Origin of the sequence: Streptomyces sp. NBC_00096 (genome assembly GCF_045041305.1) — a bacterium.
Lineage (GTDB): Bacteria > Actinomycetota > Actinomycetes > Streptomycetales > Streptomycetaceae > Streptomyces.
On sequence record NZ_CP108221.1, the window covers coordinates 3,147,770 to 3,172,076 of the forward strand.

The 24,307-nt window shown below is 73.0% G+C and carries 18 protein-coding genes, 1 tRNA gene, 1 other RNA gene and 1 pseudogene; 10 read left to right on the forward strand and 11 right to left on the reverse strand.

The annotated features are described in order from the left end of the window. Positions 1-39 precede the first annotated feature (39 nt). The 5 genes from OG904_RS13680 to ffs form a co-directional block, all read right to left on the reverse strand. On the reverse strand, positions 40-1,518 hold the full coding sequence (locus tag OG904_RS13680; RefSeq protein WP_405490683.1) for a N,N-dimethylformamidase beta subunit family domain-containing protein: 1,479 nt from the start codon (positions 1,516-1,518) through the stop codon (positions 40-42). Between the two features lie 136 nt (positions 1,519-1,654). Then, positions 1,655-3,277 carry a hypothetical protein gene (locus OG904_RS13685; RefSeq protein WP_405490685.1) on the reverse strand — a complete coding sequence of 541 codons (1,623 nt, stop codon included), beginning with the start codon at positions 3,275-3,277 and terminating at the stop codon, positions 1,655-1,657. Positions 3,278-3,576: 299 nt separating this feature from the next. Continuing rightward, positions 3,577-4,830: a phosphoribosylamine--glycine ligase gene (gene purD / locus OG904_RS13690; protein ID WP_405490687.1), complete on the reverse strand. Its 1,254-nt coding sequence runs from the start codon at positions 4,828-4,830 to the stop codon at positions 3,577-3,579. A gap of 60 nt (positions 4,831-4,890) precedes the next feature. Beyond that, on the reverse strand, positions 4,891-7,101 hold the full coding sequence (locus tag OG904_RS13695; protein WP_405490689.1) for a DNA polymerase III subunit gamma and tau: 2,211 nt from the start codon (positions 7,099-7,101) through the stop codon (positions 4,891-4,893). Positions 7,102-7,165: 64 nt separating this feature from the next. Continuing rightward, an RNA gene (gene ffs, locus OG904_RS13700) (signal recognition particle sRNA small type) lies at positions 7,166-7,264 on the reverse strand. Between the two features lie 151 nt (positions 7,265-7,415). Between ffs and OG904_RS13705 the strand changes: the two genes are divergently transcribed. Then, a tRNA-Ser gene (locus tag OG904_RS13705) sits at positions 7,416-7,503 on the forward strand. A 133-nt stretch (positions 7,504-7,636) separates the two neighbouring features. Here OG904_RS13705 and OG904_RS13710 read toward each other — a convergent pair. Beyond that, positions 7,637-8,065 carry a type II toxin-antitoxin system VapC family toxin gene (locus OG904_RS13710; protein WP_405490691.1) on the reverse strand — a complete coding sequence of 143 codons (429 nt, stop codon included), beginning with the start codon at positions 8,063-8,065 and terminating at the stop codon, positions 7,637-7,639. Beyond that, the gene (locus tag OG904_RS13715; protein ID WP_405490693.1) at positions 8,062-8,337 is read right to left on the reverse strand and encodes a hypothetical protein; all 276 of its coding nucleotides are present in this window, start codon (positions 8,335-8,337) and stop codon (positions 8,062-8,064) included. The genes OG904_RS13710 and OG904_RS13715 overlap by 4 nt, the downstream gene beginning before the upstream one ends. Positions 8,338-8,557: 220 nt before the next feature. On the opposite strand from OG904_RS13715, the gene OG904_RS13720 reads away from it, so the two are divergent. Together OG904_RS13720 and aspT are read left to right on the forward strand one after the other, a co-directional pair. After that, a complete protein-coding gene (locus tag OG904_RS13720; RefSeq protein ID WP_405490695.1) occupies positions 8,558-10,984 on the forward strand; it encodes a helicase-associated domain-containing protein in 2,427 nt (808 codons plus the stop codon). A gap of 395 nt (positions 10,985-11,379) precedes the next feature. Then, positions 11,380-13,083, forward strand: coding sequence for an aspartate-alanine antiporter (gene aspT / locus OG904_RS13725; RefSeq protein ID WP_405497993.1), 1,704 nt, complete (start codon positions 11,380-11,382; stop codon positions 13,081-13,083). A gap of 34 nt (positions 13,084-13,117) precedes the next feature. Here aspT and OG904_RS13730 read toward each other — a convergent pair whose 3' ends face one another. Continuing rightward, positions 13,118-13,987, reverse strand: a complete 870-nt coding sequence (locus OG904_RS13730) for a universal stress protein (protein WP_405490697.1) — start codon at positions 13,985-13,987, stop codon at positions 13,118-13,120. A 184-nt stretch (positions 13,988-14,171) separates the two neighbouring features. Here OG904_RS13730 and OG904_RS13735 point away from each other — a divergent pair, with 184 nt between their 5' ends. Further along, positions 14,172-14,573 carry a molybdopterin-binding protein gene (locus OG904_RS13735; RefSeq protein WP_405490699.1) on the forward strand — a complete coding sequence of 134 codons (402 nt, stop codon included), beginning with the start codon at positions 14,172-14,174 and terminating at the stop codon, positions 14,571-14,573. Between the two features lie 114 nt (positions 14,574-14,687). Here the strand turns inward: OG904_RS13735 and OG904_RS13740 are convergent, their stop codons facing one another. Further along, on the reverse strand, positions 14,688-16,157 hold the full coding sequence (locus tag OG904_RS13740) for a helix-turn-helix domain-containing protein (protein WP_405490701.1): 1,470 nt from the start codon (positions 16,155-16,157) through the stop codon (positions 14,688-14,690). A gap of 223 nt (positions 16,158-16,380) precedes the next feature. Between OG904_RS13740 and OG904_RS13745 the strand changes: the two genes are divergently transcribed. The 4 genes and pseudogenes from OG904_RS13745 to OG904_RS13760 form a co-directional block, all read left to right on the forward strand. Continuing rightward, entirely contained in the window at positions 16,381-17,280 is a 900-nt protein-coding gene (locus tag OG904_RS13745) for an FAD binding domain-containing protein (RefSeq protein ID WP_405490703.1), read from the forward strand. Next, the gene (locus tag OG904_RS13750) at positions 17,277-20,048 is read left to right on the forward strand and encodes a molybdopterin-dependent oxidoreductase (protein WP_405490705.1); all 2,772 of its coding nucleotides are present in this window, start codon (positions 17,277-17,279) and stop codon (positions 20,046-20,048) included. The genes OG904_RS13745 and OG904_RS13750 overlap by 4 nt, the downstream gene beginning before the upstream one ends. 120 nt (positions 20,049-20,168) lie before the next feature. Further along, the gene (locus OG904_RS13755) at positions 20,169-20,615 is read left to right on the forward strand and encodes a molybdopterin-dependent oxidoreductase (RefSeq protein ID WP_405490707.1); all 447 of its coding nucleotides are present in this window, start codon (positions 20,169-20,171) and stop codon (positions 20,613-20,615) included. A gap of 120 nt (positions 20,616-20,735) precedes the next feature. Then, positions 20,736-21,068, forward strand: a pseudogene (locus OG904_RS13760) (DoxX family protein); the annotation flags it as partial. 97 nt (positions 21,069-21,165) lie between these two features. On the opposite strand, the gene OG904_RS13765 reads toward OG904_RS13760, so the two are convergent. Beyond that, positions 21,166-21,978 (reverse strand): VOC family protein, encoded by an 813-nt coding sequence (locus OG904_RS13765; RefSeq protein ID WP_405490709.1) that lies wholly within the window; start codon positions 21,976-21,978, stop codon positions 21,166-21,168. Between the two features lie 99 nt (positions 21,979-22,077). Between OG904_RS13765 and OG904_RS13770 the strand changes: the two genes are divergently transcribed. Both OG904_RS13770 and OG904_RS13775 read left to right on the forward strand, forming a co-directional pair. Then, positions 22,078-22,737, forward strand: coding sequence for an HhH-GPD-type base excision DNA repair protein (locus OG904_RS13770; RefSeq protein WP_405490711.1), 660 nt, complete (start codon positions 22,078-22,080; stop codon positions 22,735-22,737). A 112-nt stretch (positions 22,738-22,849) separates the two neighbouring features. Then, entirely contained in the window at positions 22,850-23,326 is a 477-nt protein-coding gene (locus tag OG904_RS13775; protein WP_405490713.1) for a cupin domain-containing protein, read from the forward strand. Here OG904_RS13775 and opcA read toward each other — a convergent pair. Then, positions 23,272-24,207 carry a glucose-6-phosphate dehydrogenase assembly protein OpcA gene (gene opcA / locus OG904_RS13780; RefSeq protein ID WP_405490715.1) on the reverse strand — a complete coding sequence of 312 codons (936 nt, stop codon included), beginning with the start codon at positions 24,205-24,207 and terminating at the stop codon, positions 23,272-23,274. The two genes, OG904_RS13775 and opcA, sit on opposite strands and share 55 nt — an antisense overlap. Positions 24,208-24,307 lie beyond the last annotated feature (100 nt).

The following is a 24,307-nucleotide window of genomic DNA, read 5'->3' on the forward strand; positions in this document are numbered from 1 at the left end:
CTCCCGTACCCGCCCGCGAACCCGGACAACGGGTCCGGGTCAGTCCCTCTTGCAGATCCGGTCGAGGAGGTTGGCGGTGGCCCGCTGGACCCGCTCGTCCACATGGCCGGGGCGGTCGAGGGCGGGGGACCAGGCGAAGGTGCCGGAGGCGAAGACGAGCGCCCCGCTGGGGGCCCGGTAGAGCGAGGTCTCCTGGTGGCGGAGGTGGCCTTCGCCGTCCTCGTACGGGGAGTGCGCGAGCAGCATCCGGCTCTGGTGCTCGGGGAGCTGGGTGCGCGGGAAGTACCGGTCGGCCTCGCCCGCGACCAGGCCGGGCAGTTCGTCGTTCTCGCGGGCTCCGGTGGAGTCCCAGAGCCAGTGCGTGGCATTGCGCACGACCAGGGGCGCGGGCTCGGGGACCCGTCCCGCGTACTGGATGCCGAGCAGCTGCTGCTCCGGGCGGTCGACCTCGCGCCAGAGGCTGGGGCGGCCGGGGCCGCGGCGTTTTCGGCAGGTGAGGAGCCGGTCGTCGACCCCGGAGGGCGAGGGGGAGAGCTCGACCTGCCAGTACATGGTGTTCGCGGAGAGGAAGACGAGCGAGGTGCCGTGGTCACGGGCCCGCTCGACGGTGCGGCGCATGGGGGCCGACCAGTACTCGTCGTGGCCGGGGAAGACCAGGCCGCGGTAGCGGGTGGGATCGACGCGGCCGGCGTGCAGGTCGCGGGCGTCGGCGTAGGCGAGGTCGTAGCCGTAGCGCTCGGCCCAGCGGATGAAGTCGTAGGCGTGACCGACGTGCAGGGGCAGGCCGGCGCCGGCGTAGGGACGGTCGAAGGAGACGGTGATCGCGGCGTCGCGCTCGCCGAGCAGCCGTCCCTCCTCGTCCCAGGCGTGGTAGAGGCTCGCGCCCGTGCGGCCGTCCTCCGGGTAGAGGTTGTAGGCCTGCCAGGTGATGTCGGGCAGCAGGAGCAGCAGATCGGCCGGGTGGTCGTCCCGCACCGTGAAGGGGATGTGCGAGCGGTAGCCGTCGGCGGTCGTCAGGACCGCCACGTACGCGCCGACGCTCCAGTACGAGGGGACCTGGAGCCGCCAGGACAGCCACCAGTGGTGGCAGGAGACGGTGCGGTCGGCTGCCAGGGGCGCGGGCTGGACGATGCCGGAGAGCCGCGGACTGGTGGTGATCTTGGAGGCGCCGTCGCCGCCGTAGTGCCCGATGCGGTACACGTCGACCGAGAACTGCTGCGGCGGGTCCACGGTGATGTGGAAGTCGATGGCCTCACCGGGCGCGACGGCTCCGGTGGAGGTGAACCCCTTGATCTGCCGGTGCACGTCGTCGGCGGTGCGGGGGCCGCCGTTGCCGCGGGCGCGGGGGATCTGACCGGCGGCGACGGCCGGATCCACGTACCAGGGCACGACCTGTCCGCTGTCGTCGTAGTAGAGCTCGCTGCCCCGGAACCACGGCAGGGGACCCTGTCCGAAGGGGTCGGTCACCGCGTGCGCCAGCGCACCTGACTCCCAGCGCCGGATCTGCTCCGCACCCATACCGTTCCCCTCCCTCGCTCCCCCGAACGCCACGACCGGTCCCAGCACATCACATAACGCACGCAGTCCGTCACCGTTCGTCGCGAATATTTCAACCGGTGCCCCGGGCGGCGGGACGGGTGCGCTGCCCCGGGCGCTATACGAGCCGGACCGGCTTCTCGGGGCGTACGCCGACCTCCGCGAGCCAGTCGCGCAGCGGCCCGGAGTCCCCGTCCTCCACGAGCGAGAGCACCCGGCCCGCGAGATCCGCCCGCCGTACCCCGGCCACCAGCAGCACGGGCCCGTCCAGCCAGTCCAGCCCGGGCTCGCCGCCCGCGGAGTCGACCGCCGCGCAGCACACCAGCGCCACCACGTGATCGGCGAGCAGGTCCCGACCGCTGCGCGGGGCCTCCAGCGGGAACAGCGGCAGCGCGTCGGCTCCCCCGGCACCGGCCGGGGCCGCGGCGGGCACGGCCTCCCGGGCCAGGTCACCGCTCAGCCGGCCGGACAGCGCGTCGGCGTCGGCGTCCGTGAGGTACGTCAGCACCCGCTCCACCGTGGAGGCGGCGGGCGCCGACACGGCGGACAGCGCGTCCAGCGCGGTCAGCAGCCGGGCCGCCTCCGTCCGCCACTTGCGGTCGACGACCTCCTCCGGATAGGCCGCCCAGTCCACCGGGGACCAGTCCGGCCCGGCCTCGGCCGGTCCGCCGTGGAACAGCCGCGCGGCCAGCAGTGAGGCGGCCTCGTCCACCGCCCCCGGCTGCTCCAGCAGATCGCACGCCGGGCGCTCGCCGAGCCTCGAGGTGAACCCGTCGGCCAGCCGGTCGCGCCGGGACAGCTCGGTCAGCGCGGAGACCACGCCCGCGTCGAGGTGGGCGGGCCAGCGGCCCATCCGCCAGGCGGGCAGTGCGACGCGGGTCAGCAGCCGGTCCCAGCCGGCGTAGGCCAGCCCGACCTGTTCCTGGGCCACGATGCGCAGCCCGTAGTCCACACCCTGTGCACGGTCCGACGCGGCGGCGGCGACCCCGCGCTCCATCTCGGCGGCGTCGACCCGGCACAGCCGCAGCAGCAGCCGGGCGGGGACGGCGATCCAGCCGAGGAAGCGCCGGTTGCCCACGTCCACGGCGGCGTCGAGGCCCCGTACGAATCCGCGCGCGTCGGCTATGTCCGGGTGCGCGGAAGGGCCCGTACCGGCGACGACCGGGGCGAGCACCGCGCGCAGCTCCGCGACGCGCATCCACCACAGGAACGGCGAGCCGATCACCAGCACCGGGGCGGCGCCCGGCTCGGACTCGGGAGCGGTGGACGCGGCGGCCCCACCGACCCCACCGGATATGCGCGAGCGCGTACGGGCACGGCGGTGGGCCGCGTGGGTGCGGTCCTCCAGCCAGCTGTCGCAGTCGGGGGTCAGGGCTATCGCGGAGGGCGCCGGGACGTCCATCCGGTCCGCCAGGTCCCGCACGAGCCGGTAGAGATCGGGGGCGGCGGCCTCCGACAGCGGCACGGTCGGGGTCATGGCGGGGCTCGCCCGCAGGACGACGGCGGCGAAGATCCCGCCGACGAGGAGGACGAGCACGGCGACGGCGCACACGGTGAGGGTCACGGCCCGCCAGGGGTCACCGGCGAGCCGGCCCGTCATCCGGGCGCTCACCAGCACCACGGCGAGGGCGGCGGGCAGCAGCCCGACGGCCAGTGCCCTGCTGCGCACGCGCAGCACGGCCAAGGCTCGGGAACGCGCGGACGGCGTGCCCACTTCAGCGATCGAACCGGTTCTGGACACGACCGGACCTCACCCCCTCTGCCCTGCGGCGGCGTTGCTCACTCCCCCACTGTGACACCAGCCACTGACATCGCAATGCCGGTGGGCCATGTGCCGGAACGAGCGCCGGAATGCTTGCGCCGCACCATAGTTGGGGCGCGGGCGGTCGTCAGGCAGACCGGGTGACGATCACCCGATGGAATGGCTTTGGGTAAAGCTGGGTGCGTTCGAACGCGGCTGGATGCACTCGCACGCGAGCATGCGCGCGGGCCCGGCCGCACCGAGTGCGCACCGGGCCCGCGTCCGTGAAATCCCGCTGGTCAGCCGCGTTCCGCGGCCTTCGCCGCGATGTCCGTGCGGTACTGCGAGCCGTCGAGCCCGATCCGGGCGACGGCCTTATACGCCCTTGTCCGGGCCTCCGCCAGATCGGAACCGGTCGCCGTCACCGACAGCACGCGACCGCCCGCGCTGACCACCGCGTCGCCCTCGCGCCGGGTCCCGGCGTGCAGCACGTACGCCTCCGGGGCGTCCTGCTCGGCCACCTCGGCCAGGCCCGTGATCGGGTCCCCGGTGCGCGGGGTCTCCGGGTAGTTGTGGGAGGCGATGACCACGGTGACGGCCGCGTCCTCGCGCCAGCTGAGCGGGGGCTCGGCATCCAGGGTGCCGTTGGCGGAGCTCAGCAGCACGCCCGCGAGCGGGGTGCGCAGCCGCGCCAGGACCACCTGGGTCTCGGGGTCGCCGAAACGGGCGTTGAACTCGATGACCCGCACCCCGCGCGAGGTGATCGCGAGGCCCGCGTAGAGCAGCCCGGAGAAGGGGGTGCCGCGGTGGCGCAGCTCGTCCACGGTCGGCTGCAGGACGCTCGCCATGACCTCGTCGACGAGCTTCGGGTCGGCCCAGGGGAGGGGCGAGTACGCGCCCATGCCGCCGGTGTTGGGGCCCTCGTCGCCGTCGAGCGCGCGCTTGAAGTCCTGCGCGGGCTGGAGCGGCAGCACGGTCACGCCGTCGGTGATGGCGAAGAGGGAGACCTCGGGGCCGTCGAGGAACTCCTCGATGACGACGCGGTCGCAGCCGAGCGCGTGGGCGCGGGCGGCGGCACGGTCTTCGGTGACCACGACGCCCTTGCCGGCGGCGAGGCCGTCGTCCTTGACCACGTAGGGGGCGCCGAAGGCGTCGAGGGCCTCGTCCACCTCTTCCGGGGTGGTGCACACGTAGCTGCGGGCCGTCGGAACGCCGGCCGCGGCCATCACGTCCTTGGCGAAGGCCTTGGAGCCCTCCAGCTGGGCCGCCTCGCCGGACGGGCCGAAGACGGGGATGCCGGCCGCGCGCACGGCGTCGGCGACGCCCGCGACGAGCGGGGCCTCCGGGCCGACGACGACCAGGTCGGCGCGGAGCTCGGTGGCCAGGCGGGCGACGGCTTCGCCGTCGAGGGCGTCGACGGGGCGGAGCTCGGCCACCTCGGCGATGCCGGCGTTGCCTGGAGCGCAGTACAGCGCGTTGACGTCGGGATCGAGGGACAGAGAGCGGCACAGGGCATGTTCGCGGGCGCCGCCGCCGATGACGAGGACCTTCACGCCATGAAGACTAGCCCGGGTTCCCCGGTGCCCTTCGTGCGGGCACCCAAGTCGGGGGCCCTAGTCGTTCGTGTATTCCTCCACAACGGTGGCTCCGAGCTCGCGCACGATCAGGTCGTGTCCGCTCAGCGCGGTGTCGACGAGGTCGGGGTCGTCGTCCTCCGGCACGTCGTCCTCGGGGGCGACCGGCGGGGGCGCCTGGTGGACGGGCGGCGGGGGCTGCTGCTGATACGACTGCTGCGCTTGCTGGGGCTGTTGGGGCTGCTGCTGGTACGGCTGCTGCGCCTGCTGCTGCGGGGCCGGGGCCTGCTGGGGCGGCGGGTTGTAGGCGGGCGCGGGCGGAGCTCCGTAGGAGGACGCGGAGACGGGGGACAGCGGCTGGGCGCCGCCGCCGAGCACGGCCTCGATCTTCCAGTTGACCTGGAACTGCTCGGCGAGGACCGCCTTGAGGACGTCCTCGCTGCCGCTGCTCGCGAAGTTGTCGCGGGCGCCGGCGTTCGGGAAGCCGAGCTGGAGGGTGGTGCCGTCGAAGCCGGCGACCTGGGCGTTCTGGCTGAGCAGGATCCAGGTGAAGCGCCGGCGGTTCTTGACGGCCTCCAGGACGGCCGGCCACATCGCCTGGACCTGCCCGGCGCCGGCGGCCATGCCGGGAGACGGAGCGGCGGGCGCCGCCGGGGCCGGGGCCTGTGCGGGGGCCGCGGCGGGGGCCGCCTGGGAGGCCGGGGCGGAGCCCGGAGCGGTGGCGCTGGGCCAGGCACCGGCGGCGGGAGCGGCCGGGGGCTGAGCCGGGGTCGGAGCCGGGGTCGGGGCGGGTGCCGGGGTCGCGGGAGCTCCGGGTACGGCGGCTCCCGGCCAGGCGCCGGGGGTGCCGCCGCCGGGCTGCGCGGCGCCGGGCCACGCACCGGGCGCGGCGGCGGGGGCCGCGGCCGGGGGCGCCGGCTGGGCCGCGGGAGCCGCGGCCGCGGCGGGCACCGGCTCGGGCGGCGCCACCGGAGCCGGGGCGGGGGCCTGCTGCGCGGGGGGCCGTACGACCGCGGGGGCCACGGCGTGGGCCTCCGGCCCGGGTACGTAGCCCATGGCCGGGGCGGGGGCGAAGGCGGCGGCCTGGGCGACTCCGCTGCGCTCCAGGCGGTCGAGCCGCGCCTGCACGGACCGCTCGTCGTCGAAGGCGGCGGGCAGCAGCACGCGGGCGCAGATCAGCTCCAGCTGCAGCCGGGGCGAGGTCGCTCCGCGCATCTCCGTGAGCCCCGTGTTGACGAGGTCGGCGGCCCGGGACAGCTCGGCGGCGCCGAAGACGGAGGCCTGGGCCTGCATCCGCTCGACGACGTCGGCCGGGGCGTCGATGAGCCCCTTCTCCCGGGCGTCGGGCACGGCGGCCAGGATCACCAGGTCGCGCAGCCGCTCCAGCAGGTCGGCGACGAAGCGGCGCGGGTCGTTGCCGCCCTCGACCACCCGGTCGACGATCTCGAAGGCGGCGGCTCCGTCACCGGCGGCGAAGGCGTCCACGACGGCGTCCAGCAGGGTCCCGTCGGTGTACCCGAGGAGCGAGGTGGCCATGGCGTACGTCACACCCTGCTCGGCGGCGCCGGCCAGCAGCTGGTCCATGACGGACATGGAGTCACGGACGGACCCGGCTCCGGCCCGCACGACCAGCGGCAGCACCCCGTCCTCCACGTGGGCGCCCTCGCGGCCGCAGACCTCGCCGAGGTAGTCGCGCAGGGTGCCGGGGGGCACGAGCCGGAAGGGGTAGTGGTGCGTCCGGGACCGGATGGTCCCGATGACCTTCTCGGGCTCGGTCGTGGCGAAGATGAACTTGAGGTGCTCCGGGGGCTCCTCGACCACCTTCAGCAGGGCGTTGAAGCCCGCCGGGGTGACCATGTGCGCCTCGTCGATGATGTAGATCTTGTACCGGCTGGAGGCGGGCCCGAAGAAGGCCTTCTCGCGCAGGTCACGGGCATCGTCCACACCACCGTGCGAGGCGGCGTCGATCTCGATGACGTCGATCGAACCCGGCCCGTTGCGCGCGAGGTCCTTGCAGGACTGGCACTCCCCGCAGGGCGTGGGCGTGGGGCCCTGCTCGCAGTTGAGGCACCGGGCGAGGATGCGCGCGCTGGTGGTCTTGCCGCAGCCTCGCGGACCACTGAACAGGTACGCGTGATTGACCCGGTTGTTGCGCAGGGCCTGCATCAGCGGGGCAGTGACATGCTCCTGCCCGATGACCTCGGCGAACGACTCGGGGCGGTAGCGGCGGTACAGCGCAAGGGACGACACGTCTACGAGGTTATCCGGGCCCACCGACAACGGCGGCCCGGTCCGGCCCGCGACCCGTCCCGGAACGCAAAGCGCCCCCCACGCACCCACCAGAGCCCACTTACCCTTGCTGCCTTCCGGCCCTGGGGGAGTTGGGTGAGATAGCGCCACGTGAGGGGCTGGCCCCACCCTAGCGGATGGAGGGCCCCGGAATCGAGCCGGACCCCGACCCGACCCCGACCGACCCCCGACCGGACCTCGCCCGGACCCCGACCAGGACGGCGGCCGACGATCACGTTCGCGAGCACCCCTCAACGTCTTGTATTGTTTGCCGCGGAGGATTCGCCTAGTGGCCTAGGGCGCACGCTTGGAAAGCGTGTTGGGGGCAACCCCTCACGAGTTCGAATCTCGTATCCTCCGCCATTGCTCTCACCGGGCAATACGTTGAAGAGCCCCACCGCTTGCGGTGGGGCTCTTCTTCGTTCCGTGGTCTCAGTTGCAGTCTCAGTTATTTGCCGCACAACCGGATGATCCGCCATATTTCGACTTCGATGGTCTATCCCTCGTGCTCCCAAGGGTTCAGCAGGAGTGCGCCCGATCGCGCCAGATGCTTGATGTTGCGGCTCACCAGCGTCCAGCCGTTCGCCAGGGCGGTGGCGGCGATCAGCGCATCGGGTGGATCGATGCTGGTTCCGGCACTCTTGAGCCTCCGGTGAAGAGCGAGGTAGGCGAGTGCCTCCCGCTCGCCGACTGCGGCGATCCGGTCGCGGTACTGATCACGGATGTCCGTGAGCGCCTGCTCGAAAGCGGTACGCCGGACCAGATCAGGCGCCCCCTGGATGCCTGCCTCGATCTCCGCGATCGTGAGGACGCTCAGATAGAGGGCAGGAGCTGGAACAGACCGAGCCCATGCCAAGACGGCCGGGGCAGGCTTCGGCCGGGTGGTGATCTCGGCGACCACATTGGTGTCGAGCAGATAGATCACTCGCCATCCGCCTCGTCGTCGTAGGACCGCTGCCCGAACTCCAGCCCCTCGAACGGGGCCGCCGTGAGCCGTTCGAGAAACCCGTCGCTGCCCAGGGTCGCCCAGCGGTGAAGCATGTCGGGCAGGGCATCGATGTCGGTGTCGGCGAGCTCGGCATCGAAGTGCCCGAGCTGCTGCTCGGGCAGAGACTCCCGGATCTCCCGGATCGTCCGGAGCGGATGAGGCTCCTCAGGTCTGCGCGGCGGGAGCGGCAGATTCGGGGCAGTGCTCATGATCGGCTCCTCCACGCTGTGGTCCACGGGCCCATGCCTGAAGACCACCCTAGGCCGGACAACCCCGGAGAGGGCCGAGAACGACCCGACTCCGACCCGTGGGCGGGGATCTTTCGCCGTGCGAGACATCCACACCCACCGGATGGGCCATCCTTGAGCCCGGTGCCGGACTGGCCGAGGTCCGGCCACGGCCCGTTTCCTGGCCGGAGGAGGGGTTTCCATGGCGTCCGGATCAACGCTGACAGCCTGGCTGAGCGGTCTCGACGGCCCGCGCCTGGCACGCGTGCTCGCGACACGGACCGACACCGCGTCCCCTCCCGAGCCCCGCTCGGTGGGGGAGCTGGCGGACCGCCTTCAGCGGCCGGGGTCGGTGGCACTCGCGCTGCCCCTGCTCACCCTGCCCGACTTGCAGGTGGCCGAAGCCGTGGCGGCGCTCGGTACGAACGCGTCGCGCGAGGCCCTGGCAAAACTGCTGGGGGCGACGGCAGGCCAGGCCGGCCTCGCGCTGGAAGCGGTCCTGGAGACTCTCGCCGGGCACGCGCTGGTCTGGTCGGACCACAGCGGAAGGCTCCACACGGCGGCACCGTTGCGGCGAGCGTGGGACGCGCCGCTCGGGCTGGACGCACCACTTGCCGAGCTGCTGGCGGACATGACCTCCGACGAGCTGCGCGGCATGTTGGCGGCGCTGGGCATCAAGCCTCCCGGCACCAAGCAGCAGCGTATGACGGCGCTCGTCGCTCACCTCAGCGACCCCAAAGTCGTTGCCGAAGTGGTGGCACGAGCGCCCGCGGTCACACAGAAGCTGCTGACCCACCGGGCAGGGTCTGCGCCGAGGCCGCCGCAGGCCCTCGTGTTCGGGACCCCTGGCCCGGTCCTCGCACCGGGGGCGCGATGGGCACTCGACCGGGGCCTCCTGATCCAGGACCGCCGCCGATACGGTCCCGCGCGCATGCCCGTCGAAGTCGCGCTGGCGTTGCGCGGGCCCACCTGGCACGCCCCCTTCGACCCGCTCGCACCGTCTCCTCAGCTGGTGTCCATCACCCCCGCCGACGTGGAGCGGGAGGCTGCAGCCGCGGCCACGGCGTTCGCGGCCCACGCCGCCTCGGTTCTCTCGGCATGTTCCTCGGCTCCGCCGGCCAGGCTCAAGTCCGGTGGGATCGGTGCACGTGAGCTGGCCCGGATCGGCAAAGCCGCCCAAGCCGACGATGCCGTGGTCCGCATCACCTTGGAGACCGCGTACACGGCCGGGCTGCTGGCCCGGGACGGCGACCGCGTGGCGCCGACCGAGGCCTATGACGTCTGGGCGGAGCAGGAGCCCGCAGAGCGGCTGTCCACGCTGCTCCAGGCATGGCGCGAACTGCCACTCACCTCTACCCGGGCGCGCGACGAGGACAACAAGGCGCTACCTGCCCTCGCGGGAGCACCGCCCTGTAACGGCTGCCGCCAGGCCCGCCACGGGCTGTTTGCCGCGGCGGCACAGCTCCCAGCCGGTCAGGGGGTGAAGAACGCTTCCGATCTCGGACCGATGGTGGCCTGGCATCGCCCGCTCGCCGACGCCTCGCCTACGGACATCACCCCGTTCGCCACGGTGATCCGCGAGGCCGAAATGTTCGGAGTGATCGCCCGAGGCGCTCTGTCGGCTCTGGGCGTCCATCTGCTCTCCTACGACGCGGAAGGACTGACCGCCACCTGCCGCCGACTGCTGCCCCCGGCCGCCGAAACCGCCCGGATCGGCGGCGACCTCACCGCCGTCGTCGCCGGCACACCGGCCGCGCGGGTCGCCATGGTCCTCGATGCCACCGCGGACAGGGAAACCAGTGGCACGGCCTCGGTGTGGCGGTTCAGCTCCGCGAGCATCCGACGGGCCCTGGACGCCGGCCGCGCCCCGGGGGACATCGCAGCCGATCTGGCCGCCATCGCAGCCGGGCCCCTGCCCCAGCCGCTGTCCTATCTCATCGCCGACACCGCGCGGGGCCACGGACGCGTGCGCATCGCCCCGGCCGCCTGCGTCCTCCACGGCGAGGAGCCGGCGCTCCTGGCCGAACTCGCCGCCCACCGGGGGCTCTCCAAGCTCGGCTTGCGCCGGCTCGCGCCGACTGTTCTGGTCAGTCGTAGCTCGCTCGACACAACCCTCGCAGCGCTCCGCGCCGAGGGCTACGCCCCCGTCGCCGAAACGGCCGGGGGAACCGTACGCGTCGAGAAGGTCCGGCCCCAGCGGGCGGCCGCTCCTGTTCCGGCCCCTCGGCAGACCGGCGACAAGCACGGCACCCGAAACACGTCCATCCGCACGTCGAAGGTCCCGGGCGGCGCCAACATTGATGATCTGGCTGTCCGACTGCTGGCCGCACCACCGACCGCGCCGGAACCCGACCCCTTCGGCAGCGGAGTCCCCTTCGGAACGGACACCGAGGAGATCGTCGCCGGATACACGAAGCACCTGTCGTACAGCGATGTCCGCCAGCTCGCCCAAGCCATCGACACCGGCACCGCCATCACCGTCGAGTACGTCGCGACCTCGGGCAGTCGCACCGTACGCACCCTGAGCAGCCTGGAACTCGACCCGCCCTACCTGGAAGCCTGGTGCCACCTGCGCGAAGCCGAACGCGTCTTCACGCTCTCCCGCATCCACAGCGTCATGCCCCAGTAGGCCGAACGCGCTCAGGGACCGGAGACCGGTCTCAGTTCCGGTCTCATTCGTACTCGTCCAGGGCCATCCGGCGAACCCTCTGGGTTAGCTTCCACCCCAGGCCAGGACGGGTACGACCCCATCCGGACAGGCATACGAACATTTGGAAAGCGTGTTGGGGGCAACCCCTCACGAGTTCGAATCTCGTATCCTCCGCCATTGCTCTCACCGGGCAATACGTTGAAGAGCCCCACCGCTTGCGGTGGGGCTCTTTGCGTTGCCCCGCGTTGCCCCGCGTTGCCCCGTGGGGCGCTGCACATGCGGGCGGGCATACCCGCACATAACGTTTCCTGAGGTGGTCGGGCCCAGCCGGGGCGGCCGCGCGGGCGGGAAGCGGGTGAGTGGCGGTGGGCTCGTTGACGGACTGGCTCAGGACGGAGATCTTCCGGCCCTATCCCGAACTGCTGATCTTCCTGACCATCGCCGTCGGCTTCCTCCTCGGCCGCGTCCGGTACAAGTCCCTCGCCCTCGGCGCCGTCACCGGATGCCTCGTCGCCGGTCTGGTCATCGGCTCCCAGGCCAAGGTCGAGATCGACGGGCCGATCAAGTCCGTCTTCTTCCTGATGTTCCTCTTCGCCCTCGGCTACGACGTCGGCCCGCAGTTCTTCCGCGCCCTGCGCAAGGACGGCCTCCCCCAGGTCCTCCTCGCCCTCATCGTCTGCGTCACCGGGCTGGCCGCCGCCTGGGCCTTCGCCTCCCTCGCCGGTTACGGCCCCGGGCTCTCCGCCGGACTGCTCGGCGGCGGCCTCACCCAGTCCGCCGTCATCGGCGTCGGCTCCGACGCCATCTCCCACCTGCCCGGCGTCAGCGCGGCCGAGGCGCGCGACCAGTCCCACCTGATCGCCGTCGCCTACGCGGTCACGTACCCCCTGGGCACGGTCCTCCCCGCCCTGCTCCTCGCCGGGATCCTGCCCCGCCTGCTGCGCCGGGACCTGGCGGCCGAGAGCGCCGTACTGGCCGCCGACCTGGAGGCCGCCGAGGACGACCCCGATGCCGGGGAGGGCTACTACAAGCACGTGCTGCGCGCGTACGCCGTCGACGTGGCGGCCTTCGCCGGGCGCACGATCGGGGACTTCGAAGCGGAGCAGAAGGCCGCCGGACGGCGCCTCTACATCACCCGGCTGCGGCGGGCCGGGGAGATCCTGGAGCACAGCTCCGGCACCCGGATCGAGCTCGGCGACGTCCTGGCCGTCAGCGCGGTCCGCGGCGACCTCGTCGCGTACGACGCGCGCACGCACATCGGGATGGAGACGGACGACTTCGAACTCCTCGCCTACCGCACGGAAACCCTGCACGTGGTCATCACCGACCGGAACCTCAGCGGCCGTACCGTCCGCACCCTGCGCCACGAGGAATTCATGCCCGGAGTCTTCGTGGAAGAGCACTGGCGGGCCGGGGCCGACCTGCGGGTCCGGCTCGACAACTCCGTGGAGCGCGGCGACACCCTGGTCATCACCGGGCCGCGCCGTCGCGTGGAGCGGGCCGCGGCGGAGCTGGGCAAGCCGGTGCCGACCAGCTTCGCGACGGACATGGTGTGGATCGCGCTCGGGCTCTTCCTCGGCGGGTGCCTCGGCATCCCGGCCCTGCACGCGGCCGGCGCGCCGCTGTCGCTGTCCACCTCCACCGGGGCGCTGCTGATGGGGCTGGTCTTCGGGTGGATCCGGAGCAAGTACCCCACGTACGGGAACCTGCCGTCGGCGGCGCAGTGGCTGATGGGCACGCTCGGGCTGTGCGTGTTCGTCACCGTCGTCGGCCTGAACGCCGGGCCGAGCTTCGTCCCCGGCCTGCGCGAGGCCGGCTGGCCGCTGCTGCTCTGGGGCGCGGCCGTGACGAGCGTGCCGCTGCTGGCCGGATTCGCCTACGGGCACTTCGTGCAGCGCCTCCCCCTCCCGATCCTCCTCGGCGCCCTGGCCGGCGCCCAGACCACGACGGCCGCGCTCGGCGCCCTGACGGAACGTGCCCGCAGCCAGATCCCGGCCCTGGGCACGACGGTCCCGTACGCCCTGGGGAACGTCCTGCTGACGATGTGGGGCTCGGTGATCGTCCTCCTGCGGAGGTAGGGGCCGCTGTCCGCCCTCCGCTGTGCGCCCTCCGCTATCCGTGCGGGACCAGGGCCACCGGGCCGCGGGCGTAGTGGGCCACCGCGTGGTCCGTGGGGCCCAGGCCGTGGAGGGGGCGGTGGTGGCGGCGGCCGACGACCAGGAGGTCGGCCGTGGCGGACTCGTCGACCAGGACGTGCGCGGCGTCGCCCGGGCGGCTGACGCACTCGGTCGCCACCTCCGGATGGCGCGCGGCGGCCCCGGCCACCGCGGCTTCGAGCGCCGCCTGCCCGGGCGGTCCCGCGTGCACCGCGCGCAGCGGCAGTCCGTGCGCCGCCGCCCAGGAGTAGCCGAAGTCGAGGACGTCGCCGTAGTCGCCCGCCGGGTCCACGCCGACGACGACCCCGCGCCCGCCCGGCGCCTGACCGGTCGGCTCCCGGACCAGGACGACGGGTACTTCGGCGCGCCCCGCCACGTGCAGCGCGGTGGAGCCGAGCAGCGGGACCACGTGGTGGTGGCCGCTCGCGCCGAGGACGATCAGCCCGGCGCCGGCGCGGAGGGCCGCGCGCGGGATCTCGTTGCCCGCTCCGCCCTCGGCGGTGGCCGTCTCGACGGTCAGCCCCTCGTGCGCGGCGCGGAGCTCCCCGGCGACCGCCGACAGCGCGGTCGCGGCCGCGAGCTCGCTCTCGCCGAGCACGGGCTGGAACTCGGGGGAGATCGGCTGGATGACCGGCCAGGCGTGGCCGATGTGGAGCAGCCGGAGCGGGGCGCCCGCCGCCGAGGCCTCACGGGCCGCCCAGCGGGTGGCGGCGAGGCTGTGGGCGGACCCGTCGAACCCGACGAGGAAGGGGAGGGCCGGCCGGGAGGGGGCGGAGGGCCCCGAGGGCCCGGAGGGCTGGAGGGGTTCAGCAGGCGGGACGGACATCGGCGGCACCCTTCTTCCACATGCCGCGGCCAATTCCTGGTCGCTCCTACGACGCTACGCCAACTGCCCCTTTTGTCGTATTGATCGGCTTTGCGTGGGCCCTTCGCCGTCTCCCGGGGGAGCGGGCCCCGGCGGGCCGGTCCGGGCCCTGCGCCGCCGCCCCCGGGTCGCCTAGGCTGCGGGCGTGCCGTCGTACTCCATCGGGCAGGCCGCCGGCCTGCTGTGCGTGAGCCCCGAGACCGTCCGCCGCTGGACCGACGGCGGGCGGCTGCCCGCGCACCGCTCCCCCGACGGGGTGCGGACCGTCGACGGGGCGGTCCTCGCCGCCTTCGCCAAGGAGCGGGCCACCGGGCTGCATCCGGTGCCCCGGACGGCCACGGTCACCTCCGTGCGCAACTCCTTCGCGGGGATCGTCACCGCCGTCCGGCTCGACGACGTGGCGGCCCAGGTCGAGATCCAGTCGGGTCCGCACCGCCTGGTCTCCGTGGTGACCCGGGAGTCCGTCGAGGAGCTCGGCATCGCCGTGGGCGTCACCGTGACGGCCCGGGTGAAGTCCACGGACGTGCACATCGACCTCGCCTTCTAGACGTGCGCACCGGCCCCGCCCTCCAGACGTGCGCACCGGCCCCGCCTTCCAGACGTGCGCACCGGTCCCGCTTCCAGACCTGCGCACCGGCCTCGCCCTCCAGGGGACCGGCCGTCAGCAGCGCAGTGCCGCGTACAGGTCCAGCTTGTGGTCGAGGCGCGACAGGTCGCGGCCGGTCAGCGCCTCCACCCGCTCGATCCGGTAGTGCACCGTGTTCACGTGCAGGTGCAACGCCTCCGCCGTCCGCGTCCACGAGCAGTTGTTCGCGAGGAACACCTCCAGCGTCTCGCGCAGCATCCCGTCCCCGAGGGCCCCCAGCGTCCGCGTCCCGAACACCCCGCGCACCTCCGGCGGGACCCCCGCCAGCAGTTCGGTCAGGGTCTCCAGCTGCTCGACCCCGCGTACCGGAACCTCTGCGTCCGCCGCCGTCAGCGCGAAGTCCGCCTGACAGAGTGACGCGCGTAGCCCCTCCGCCGAAGCCGCCCGCGCGCCCACCCCGAGCCGCAGGGCCGCCTCCGGGGCGCCGCAGGCCTGGAGCAGCGGCCACACGGCGCGCAGCCGGTCGGCGACGTCCGCGCAGGCGCCGTGCGCCGTTTCGGAGCCCGGACCCTCGTACAGGACGGCCCCCGTCGGCCCCGCCGCCCAGCGCACCCCCTCCAGGTGCCCCAGCGCCTCCACCAGCGCGTCCCCGTCGGTCGCCGTCACCACCCGGTACGGACCCCGCGCGGGCAGTCCGGCCGCCTGCAGGGCGGCGCCGAGGAGCTCCGCCTCGGCGTCCGCGGCGACCAGCGCGAGCAGTTCCCGCCCGGCCGCCCGTCGCGCGGCTCCCCGGCGGGCCTCCCCGTCGCGGTACTGGGCGAAGATCTCGGCGATCTCGTGGAGCACCCTCGGCGGCGCCGCGTCCGGGTCCGGGACGTACAGCCGCCAGGCGTCGTACGGGGAGCTCTCGGCCTCGACGCCCAGGCTGACCCCGCCCTTCCCGGCGGCGCCCACGCGCTGCGCCGGGAGCTCGGGCGCGGACGGCGTACGGGCCACCGTGCGGCCGCTCGCGGTCAGCAGGTAGCAGGGCACCCGGCCCAGGTGCGCGCAGGCCCGGTCCAGCAGCTCCGCCGGCCCGGCCCCGCCCTCCAGGAGCCGGCTGAGCTCGCTGCGCACGTTCTCGGGGAGCGCGAAGTGCCGGGTCGGGCGGCGGCTGAGATCGCCCCACTGGCGCAGGTACACCGCCTCGGTCACGGCCCGGAAGCTGGTCTGCGCGGGCACGGCCACCAGGGGCATCCGGTGGGCCCGGCAGGCGGCGACGAGCTCCTCGGGCACTCCTCCGTGGGTCTCCTCGCCGGCCAGCAGCGCCCGCGCCCCGGCGTCCGCGAGGGCGGCGACGAAGCGGTCGGTCTTGGCGGCGGCAGCGGCCCCCGGGCTCCACCACACGAGGCCGCTGAGCACCAGCTCCCCCGGTCCCAGGAAGCGGCCCGGGTCCTCCAGGTCGGTGGCGGTCACCCCGCTGACCTCCTGGCCGAGAAGGGACTCCTCGCCCCACAGGAGGGTGAGGCCGAGGCTGTCGGACTGGAGCAGGTCGAGGACGTGCATGACGGGGACTCCTTGCGGCGGGTGGCAGCCCACAATCGCGAGGCGAATATGAGGGTTGTCATGGTAAATGCAAGGGCAACCCTGCGAACAGCCTTTTGGATGATCAACCAGTGCCACCCCGGCGGCCCTCGTGCTTTTCCGTGCCCGGGACCAGTCGTCCCCACCCCCGCCCCGTTGTTTCACTGACGGGAGGACGACACGAGGATGGAGAGGGTGGCGGGAAATGGACCTCAATACGGTGCTCGACGTGCGCGATGCCCGCCGCCGCGAACCATGGCGTCCCGGAGACGCCTGGCTCGGCGGCGGCACCTACCTCTTCTCCGAGCCCCAGCCCCACATCCGCCGGCTCGTCGACCTCTCCCGCATGGGCTGGCCGCCCCTGTCCTGGCAGCCCGACGGCTCCCTCGACATCGCCGCCACCTGCACCATCACCGAGCTGTCCCGCTTCGCCCGGACCCTGCCGACCACGGCCGCGCCGCTCTTCGAGCAGTGCTGCCGGGCCTTCCTCGCCAGCTTCAAGATCTGGAACACGGCGACCGTCGGCGGCAACCTCTGCAACGGCCTCCCCGCCGGCCCGATGATCTCCCTGGCCGCCGCCCTGGACGGCACCGTCCTCCTCCAGGGCCAGGACGGCGCCACCCGCCGGCTGCCCGTCTGCGAGTTCGTCCTCGGAGCGGGGGTCAAGGACCTCCGCGACGGCGAGCTGCTCCGCTCGGTGCGCCTGCCCGCCCGCGCCCTGGACTCCCGTACGGCCTTCCGCCAGGCCTCCCTCTACGGGCTCGGCCGCTCCGGCGCCCTCGTCATCGGGACCAGCGACCCCCAGGACGGCTCGCTCGCCGTCACGGTCTCGGCCGCCACCACCCGGCCCTTCCGCTTCTGGTTCGCGCTGCCGCCCGGCGCGGCCGAACTGCGGGCGGCGATCGACTCCGCCGTCCGCCCGGAGGAGTGGTACGACGACATCCACGGCCTGCCGGCCTGGCGGCGCCACATGGGCCTGCGCCTGGCGGAGGAGGTCCGCCGCGAGCTCGCCCCGCGGGACGGGGACCCGGACGCCCACCTGAACTCGGCTTCGGACTCCGCTTCGGACCCGGACCCGGACCCGGACTCGGAAGGATCCCGATGACCTACGAGATCGACATCAACAAGCAGCGTTTCACCGAGGAGCCCCGCGCCGGCCAGTGCCTGCGCACCTACCTCCGCGAGCGCGGCTGGTTCGGCGTGAAGAAGGGCTGTGACCAGGGCGACTGCGGAGCCTGCACGGTCCACGTGGACGGGCAGCCGGTCCACAGCTGCCTCTACCCGGCGGTCCGCGCCGAGGGCCGCGCCGTCACCACGGTCGAGGGCCTGTGCTCGCCCGGCGGCGAACTGCACCCCGTCCAGCAGAAGTTCCTCGACGCCCAGGGCTTCCAGTGCGGCTTCTGCACCGCCGGGTTCCTGATGACCACCACCGCCCTCCAGGCAGAGCAGGGCACCGCCCACGACGACGGCAAGCTCGAGGACCTGCCCCGCGCCTTCAAGGGCAACATCTGCCGCTGCACGGGCTACCGCGCCATCGAGGACGCCGTACGCGGAGTGAAGCACACCGAAACCCCCGAGGCGGGCCAGGCCGTCGGCAAGAGCCTCGGAGCCCCCGCCGGTCCCCAGGTCGTCACCGGCACCGCCCGCTACACCTTCGACGTCGAGGTGCCCGGGCTGCTGCACATGAAGCTGCTGCGCTCCCCGCACCCGCACGCCCGGATCGTCTCCATCGACACCACCGACGCCCTCCAGGTCCCGGGCGTGCACGCGGTCCTCACCCACCACGACGCCCCCGAGCGCCTCTACTCCAGCGCCCGTCACGAGCACCCCACGGAAGACCCGATGGACACCCGCGTCCTGGACGACGTGGTCCGCTTCGTCGGCCAGCGCGTGGCCGCCGTGGTCGCCGACTCCGAGCAGGCCGCCGAGGAGGGCTGCCGCCGCGTGGTCGTCACGTACGAGGAGCTCCCGTACGTGATCGACCCGGAGGAGGCCATGCTCCCGGGCGCCCCCGTCATCCACCGCAAGGGTCCCGAGTCGGGGATCTTCCGCGCAGAGAACAACGTGTGCGGCGAGGTCCACAACACGCTCGGCGACATGGAGAAGGGGTACGCGGAGGCGGACGTCGTGTACGAGGAGACCTTCCGGACCCAGCGCGTGCAGCACGCCAGCCTGGAGACCCACGGCAGCGTCGCGTACTTCGAGCCCAAGGAGGAGGGCGACGGCGAGCGCATCACCGTCCGCTCCTCCACCCAGGCCCCCTTCCTGACCCGGCGGGCGCTGTGCGCCCTCTACGACCTGAACGAGGACGAGGTCCGAGTCGTCGCGGGCCGCGTGGGCGGCGGGTTCGGTGGCAAGCAGGAAATGCTGACCGAGGACATCGTGGTCCTCGCCGCCCTGAAGCTGCGCCGCCCGGTGAAACTCGAATTCACCCGGGCCGAGCAGTTCTACGGGGCCACCACCCGCCACCCCTTCAAGATCACCATCAAGATCGGCGCCAAGGCCGACGGCACCCTCACCGCCCTGCGCATCCGCGTGGTCTCCAACACCGGGGCCTACGGCAACCACGGCCCGGCCGTCATGTTCCACAGCGTCGGCGAGTCCTTCGCCGTCTACAAGGCGCCGAACAAGCAGGTCGAGGCGTACTCCGTCTATACCAACGGCGTCCCGGCCGGCGCCTTCCGCGGCTACGGCCTGGGCCAGGTCCTCTTCGCCCTCGAATCGGTGATGGACGAGCTCGCCATCAAGCTCGGCATGGACCCGCTCGTCCTGCGCGAGAAGAACGTCATCGGCGCCGGCGACCACATGGTGACCCCGATCGGCCACGAGGAGGACCTCTTCATCGCCTCGTACGGGATGAAGCAGTGCATGGACGTCGTCCGCAGGGCCATCGCCGAGGACCGCAGCCACGAGGACGTGCCCGAGGGCTGGCTCACCGGCACCGGCTCGGCGGTCGCGATGATCGCGACCGGCCCCCCGGGCGGCCACTTCGCCGACGCACGGGTCAGCCTGCTGCGCGACGGCACGTACGACATCGCGGTGGGCACGGCGGAGTTCGGCAACGGCACCACCACCGTCCACAAGCAGATCACCGCCGGCGCGCTGAACACCACGGTCGACCGGATCGCGGTCCGCCAGTCGGACACGGACGTCGTCCGCCACGACACCGGCGCCTTCGGCTCGGCCGGCACGGTGGTGGCCGGCAAGGCCGTGATGCTGGCGGCCAATTCGCTCGCGGAACGCCTCCTGACCTTCGCGGCCCGGCACACGGGCGTCGCCCGGCACCTGTGCAGGCTGCAGGCCGAGGCCTTCGACTGCGCCGGCCGGACCGTAACCCTGAAGGAGCTGTACGAGGCCGCGTACGACAAGGGCAAGCTGGAGGAGATCGCGGCGGACGGGCACTGGGGCGGCTCCCCGCGCTCGGTGGCCTTCAACGCCCAGTGGTTCCGGCTCGCCGTGGACCCGGACACGGGGGAGATGAAGATCCTGCGCAGCGTCCACGCGGCGGACGCGGGCAAGGTCATGAACCCGCTCCAGTGCCGCGGCCAGGTCGAGGGCGGGGTCGCCCAGGCGCTGGGCGCCACCCTCTTCGAGACGGTACGGGTGGACGAGCGCGGGGAGGTGACCACGGCGGCCTTCCGCCGCTACCGGCTCCCGCAGTACGCCGATGTCCCGCGCACCGAGGTCCACTTCATGGAGACCTCGGACGCGATCGGCCCGCTCGGCGCCAAGTCGATGAGCGAGAGCCCCTTCAACCCGGTGGGCCCGGCGTTCGCGAACGCGCTGCGGGACGCGACGGGCGTCCGCTTCACGGAGATGCCGGTGACGCGGGACGTCGTCTGGCAGCGGATCCAGGAGGCCGCCGGGCAGTGAGGCCACAAGGCGGCGTACGCCAGGTGGAAACGACCATTGCCCATACAGGTGCGGCTCATATCAAGCTCTCAACCTTGCACATGAGGTTCCGGAAAGCACACCGCCGGGCATGAGTCAGCCATGGCCAAACTCATGCTGCACGGAGACCTGGACCACCCGGCGACGCTCAGCGTCGCGGACCTGCGGGACTGGGCACAGCACCGGGCCGCGGTCACGTTCGACTGCGCGACGAACGGTCCGCAGCACCACGTGTTCGAGGGCCCGCTGCTCCGCGAGGTCGTCGCGGACGCCGGTCCGGCCTTCGACGCCCGCCGCCGCAAGGACCGTTCGCGCTTCCTGCTCGCGGTCAGCGGCGGGGACGGCCACCATTCGGTGCTGTCCTGGGCCGAGTTGGACGCCGACTTCGGCGGGAGCCCGGTCCTGCTGGCGACCCGCCTCGACGGGGAGGACCTCGACGGAACGGGCGCGCAACTGGTGGTCCCGAACGACCGGTGCGGGGCGCGCTACGTCAGCGCGGTCACCCACGTGTGGTTCGGCGCGCTCTCGCCGCCGAACCTGGGCCTGTAGGACGGCCGTCCGGTACACCGGAAAAAGAAATCCCGGGGTTCCGGTCACACTCGCGCGGTGGCGCGGGTCATGGGGGTGAGGAACGAAAACACCGCCCGCACCGCCCCCGAGGAGCCACTCATGAACATCGCCGCCACCGTCGTCACCGTCCTCGCCGCCGCCATGTCGGGGTTCTCGGGCTACTCGCTCCTGGCCCGCGCCCCGTTCGTCGTGGCGGCCATGGAGCAGTACGGGGTACCCGGGGCCTGGTGGACCCCGCTCGGCGCGGCGAAGGCCGCCGGGGCGCTGGGCCTGCTCGTGGGTCTCTTCGTCCCGGTCATCGGCATCGCCGCCGGCATCGGCCTGGTCCTCTACTACACCGGCGCCGCGGTCACCGTGATCCGGGCCCGCGCTTACGCGCACGTCCCCTTCCCGGTGGTCTACATGGCCCCGGTCGTGGCCGCCTTGGCGCTCGGCCTCGCCGTAACGGCGGGCGGGGTTCCGCAAGGGCCGGCCGGAACCCCGCCCGCCGCCCGGCCGGACCCCCGGCCGGGCTCCCGTCAGGCGGGCCTCAGGCGAACTTCGGCATCTCGCCGACCGTCTTCGCCGGGTCGATCACGGCGAAGGCCGCGCCCTGCGGATCGGCCACCGCGGCGAACCGGCCGAAGGGGCTGTCCATCGGGCCGAAGTGGAGCTTGCCGCCGTGGGCCTTGGTCTTCCGCACCGCCTCGTCGCAGTCCTGGACGGCGAAGTAGACCTGGACGTACGAGGGGATCTCCGGCGGGAAGTCGTCGCCCATGTTCATCCGGCCCAGCACCGGGTTCTCCGCCCCGCCCACGCTGAAGACCTTGAAGTCCATCCCCTCCGCCTCCGGGGAGTCTCCGAGGTCCATCTGCTGGGCGCCGTACGGGAAGACCTGCGGAAGGAACGCGTCCGCCTTGGCCACGTCGCGCGAGAAGAACTCGGCCCACGCGAACGCACCCGGCTTGCCGTGCTTCTCGAAGCCCTTGTGCTTGCCCGGCTGCCAGACGCCGAAGACCGCGCCGCTCGGCTCCTTCGCGATGGCCATCGTGCCGAAGTCGCCGACCTGCATCGGCTCCATCAGCAGCTCGCCTCCGGCCGACTTGATCTTCTCCGCGGTGGCCTTCGCGTCGGGTGAGGCGAGGTAGAGGCACCACTGCGAATGGCCCTCCTGCCCCGGCATCGGCGGGACGACGGCCGCGACGGCCTTGCCGTCGTGGTAGGCCTGGGTGTAGTTGCCGTGCTCGCTGTTGGACTCGCCGAAGGTCCACCCCAGCACATCGGCGTAGAAGGTCTTCGCGCCCTCCAGGTCGGAGAACATCGCGTCCACCCAGCAGGGTGTGCCTTCGGAGAACTCAGCCATGATCGATCGACTCCCGTGTCGCCGTATCTGTCGTTCCCACGCTAGGCGCGGGGTCTGACAACCGCGCGGGGAGCGCCGCCACGCGGGACCCTGGATCCCATGGACACGGATGACACGGACACGGGCGGCGGGGTCACGGGCGGCAGGGTCGCGGGCGGCGGGGCCGCAGGCGGCGCGGTCACCATCCGCCTCGCCCAGCAGCCGGAGGCCGACGAGCTGCTCGGCCGCAGCCCGCTCGCCGCACTGGTCGGGATGCTGCTGGACCAGCAGGTACCCATGGAGTGGGCCTTCTCGGGGCCCTACACGATCGCCCGGCGGCTCGGTTCCGACGACCTCGACGCGCACCTGATCGCCGCGTACGACCCGGAGGCCTTCGCCGCGCTGCTCTCCGAAAAGCCGGCCGTGCACCGCTACCCCGGATCGATGGCGAAGCGGGTGCAGCAGCTGTGCGCGTACCTGGTGGAGCACTACGAAGGGGACGCGGCGGCGGTGTGGACCGACGTGGGGACCGGCGCCGAGCTGCTGGAGCGGCTGCGGGCGCTGCCCGGCTTCGGGGAGCAGAAGGCCCAGATCTTCCTGGCGCTGCTGGGCAAGCGGTTCGGAGTGCGCCCGCGCGGCTGGCGGGAGGCGGCGGGCGGGTACGGGGCGGCGAACGTCTACCGGTCGGCCGCCGACATCACCGGGCCGGAGTCGCTGGCGAAGGTGCGCGCGCACAAGCAGGAGGCGAAGGCCGCCGCGAAGGCCGCGAAGGCGACCTAAGGCTGCGCGATGGCGCCCGCGAAGATCCCCCAAAGAGGCTTCCGCTAAACGGAATTGACCGCTCGGGCGTGTGCCCCGCGCGATGTCAGACCCTCCCCCTAAGCTCGTGATCATGACCGAGAACCTGACTCGCGGCGACAGCGCCGAGACCATCTCCGACGGCCCCGGCAGCTTCATCACGCTGCTCACCGACACCGCCGAGCTCACCTGCAACACGGCGAGCTTCGAGGTCGGCGCGGCCGGGGCCCCGGTGCACTTCCACACCAAGGCGACCGAGTTCTTCCACGTCACCGAAGGCCGGCTCGACGTCCTGGTCGGTGAGGAGATACACACCCTCGTCAAGGGCGACTTCCTCGCCGTCCCGCCCGGCGTGAAGCACGCCTTCGCCCCCGCGGCCGACAGCACCGCCGAGGTCTTCGTCGGCTTCACCCCGGGCATGGGCCGCTTCGACTACTACCGGCTCCTCGGCCGGGTCCGGGCCGGCGAGGCCACGGTGCAGGACATCATCGACAGCCAGCCGGTCTACGACAACCACTACGCGGAGAGCGACGCCTGGGCCGGCCGCCTGAAGCGCAGCGCCGAAGCGTAGATCTCGTCGGCGTCGAGCCTGCGCAGTTCCTCCGCGATGAGCTCGGCGCTGCTGCGGATCTTCAGGGCCACCTTGCGGTCGGGGCTGCCCGGCAGGAGCAGGGTGGCCAGCACCCCGTCCGGGCGGTCCACGCGGATCTCCCCGCCGGTGGTCGTCAGCCGGACCCGGGTGATGACCGGGCCCGCGGTGGCCACCCGCGCCACCGGTACGCCGAGGCGGTCCTCCAGCCAGCGGGCCAGCAGCTCGGCGCTCGCGTTGCCGGGCTCGCTCTCCACGGCCGCGCCCGTCACCGGGAGCGGCTTCTGGTCCAGGGCGGCGGCCAGGAGGGAGCGCCACGGGGTGAGCCGGGTCCAGGCGAGGTCGGTGTCACCGGGCTCGTAGGCGCCGGACCGCACGTCCAGAGCGCCGACCGGATCCGCGGCCGCCTCGGCATCCGTGATCCGGCGCTGCGCGAGGGCGCCCACCGGGTCCCGGCCGGGCGCGTCCGGGGCGTCGGCGGGCCACCAGGCCACCACGGGCGCGTCCGGCACCAGCAGCGGGAGCACCACGGAGCCCGCGTGCTCGTTCAGGGTCCCGTGCAGCCGCAGCAGCACGATCTCCCCGGACCCGGCGTCGGAGCCGACGCGCAGCTCGGCGTCGAGCCGGTTGGGCCGCAGCCGGTGCGAGCCGCGCGCTGTGCGCCGTATCACCGCGATGATCCGGCAGGGGTGCTCCCGCGAGGCCTCGGAGGCCGCGCGGACGGCGTCGTACGCGTTCTCCTCGTCCGTGGCGACGAGGAGATTGAGCACCAGCCCCATGGTGGGGCTGCCGACGGCCCGTCGCGCGTCGAGCAGGGCCCGGTTGACCTTGCTGGAAGTGGTATCGGTGAGTTCGGTCCGCATACCCCGAGTCTCGCAGCCGATCGGGCCCGGCCGGTACGGTTTCGCGCTCCCTCGGCCCCGCGCTCCCTCAGCCCTGCACTCCCTCAGCCCTGCTCCCTGG

Excerpts from the sequence above, each read along its gene's own strand:
- OG904_RS13730 (WP_405490697.1), bottom strand. The coding sequence starts at position 13,987 with ATGTCCGTCCCGCCTGCTGAACCCCTCCAGCCCTCCGGGCCCTCGGGG.
- OG904_RS13680 (WP_405490683.1), bottom strand. The coding sequence starts at position 1,518 with ATGGGTGCGGAGCAGATCCGGCGCTGGGAGTCAGGTGCGCTGGCGCAC.
- OG904_RS13755 (WP_405490707.1), top strand. The coding sequence starts at position 20,169 with ATGGCCAAACTCATGCTGCACGGAGACCTGGACCACCCGGCGACGCTC.
- OG904_RS13745 (WP_405490703.1), top strand. The coding sequence starts at position 16,381 with ATGGACCTCAATACGGTGCTCGACGTGCGCGATGCCCGCCGCCGCGAA.
- OG904_RS13775 (WP_405490713.1), top strand. The coding sequence starts at position 22,850 with ATGACCGAGAACCTGACTCGCGGCGACAGCGCCGAGACCATCTCCGAC.
- OG904_RS13715 (WP_405490693.1), bottom strand. The coding sequence starts at position 8,337 with ATGAGCACTGCCCCGAATCTGCCGCTCCCGCCGCGCAGACCTGAGGAG.
- OG904_RS13740 (WP_405490701.1), bottom strand. The coding sequence starts at position 16,157 with ATGCACGTCCTCGACCTGCTCCAGTCCGACAGCCTCGGCCTCACCCTC.
- opcA (WP_405490715.1), bottom strand. The coding sequence starts at position 24,207 with ATGCGGACCGAACTCACCGATACCACTTCCAGCAAGGTCAACCGGGCC.
- OG904_RS13750 (WP_405490705.1), top strand. The coding sequence starts at position 17,277 with ATGACCTACGAGATCGACATCAACAAGCAGCGTTTCACCGAGGAGCCC.
- OG904_RS13765 (WP_405490709.1), bottom strand. The coding sequence starts at position 21,978 with ATGGCTGAGTTCTCCGAAGGCACACCCTGCTGGGTGGACGCGATGTTC.
- OG904_RS13770 (WP_405490711.1), top strand. The coding sequence starts at position 22,078 with ATGGACACGGATGACACGGACACGGGCGGCGGGGTCACGGGCGGCAGG.
- OG904_RS13720 (WP_405490695.1), top strand. The coding sequence starts at position 8,558 with ATGGCGTCCGGATCAACGCTGACAGCCTGGCTGAGCGGTCTCGACGGC.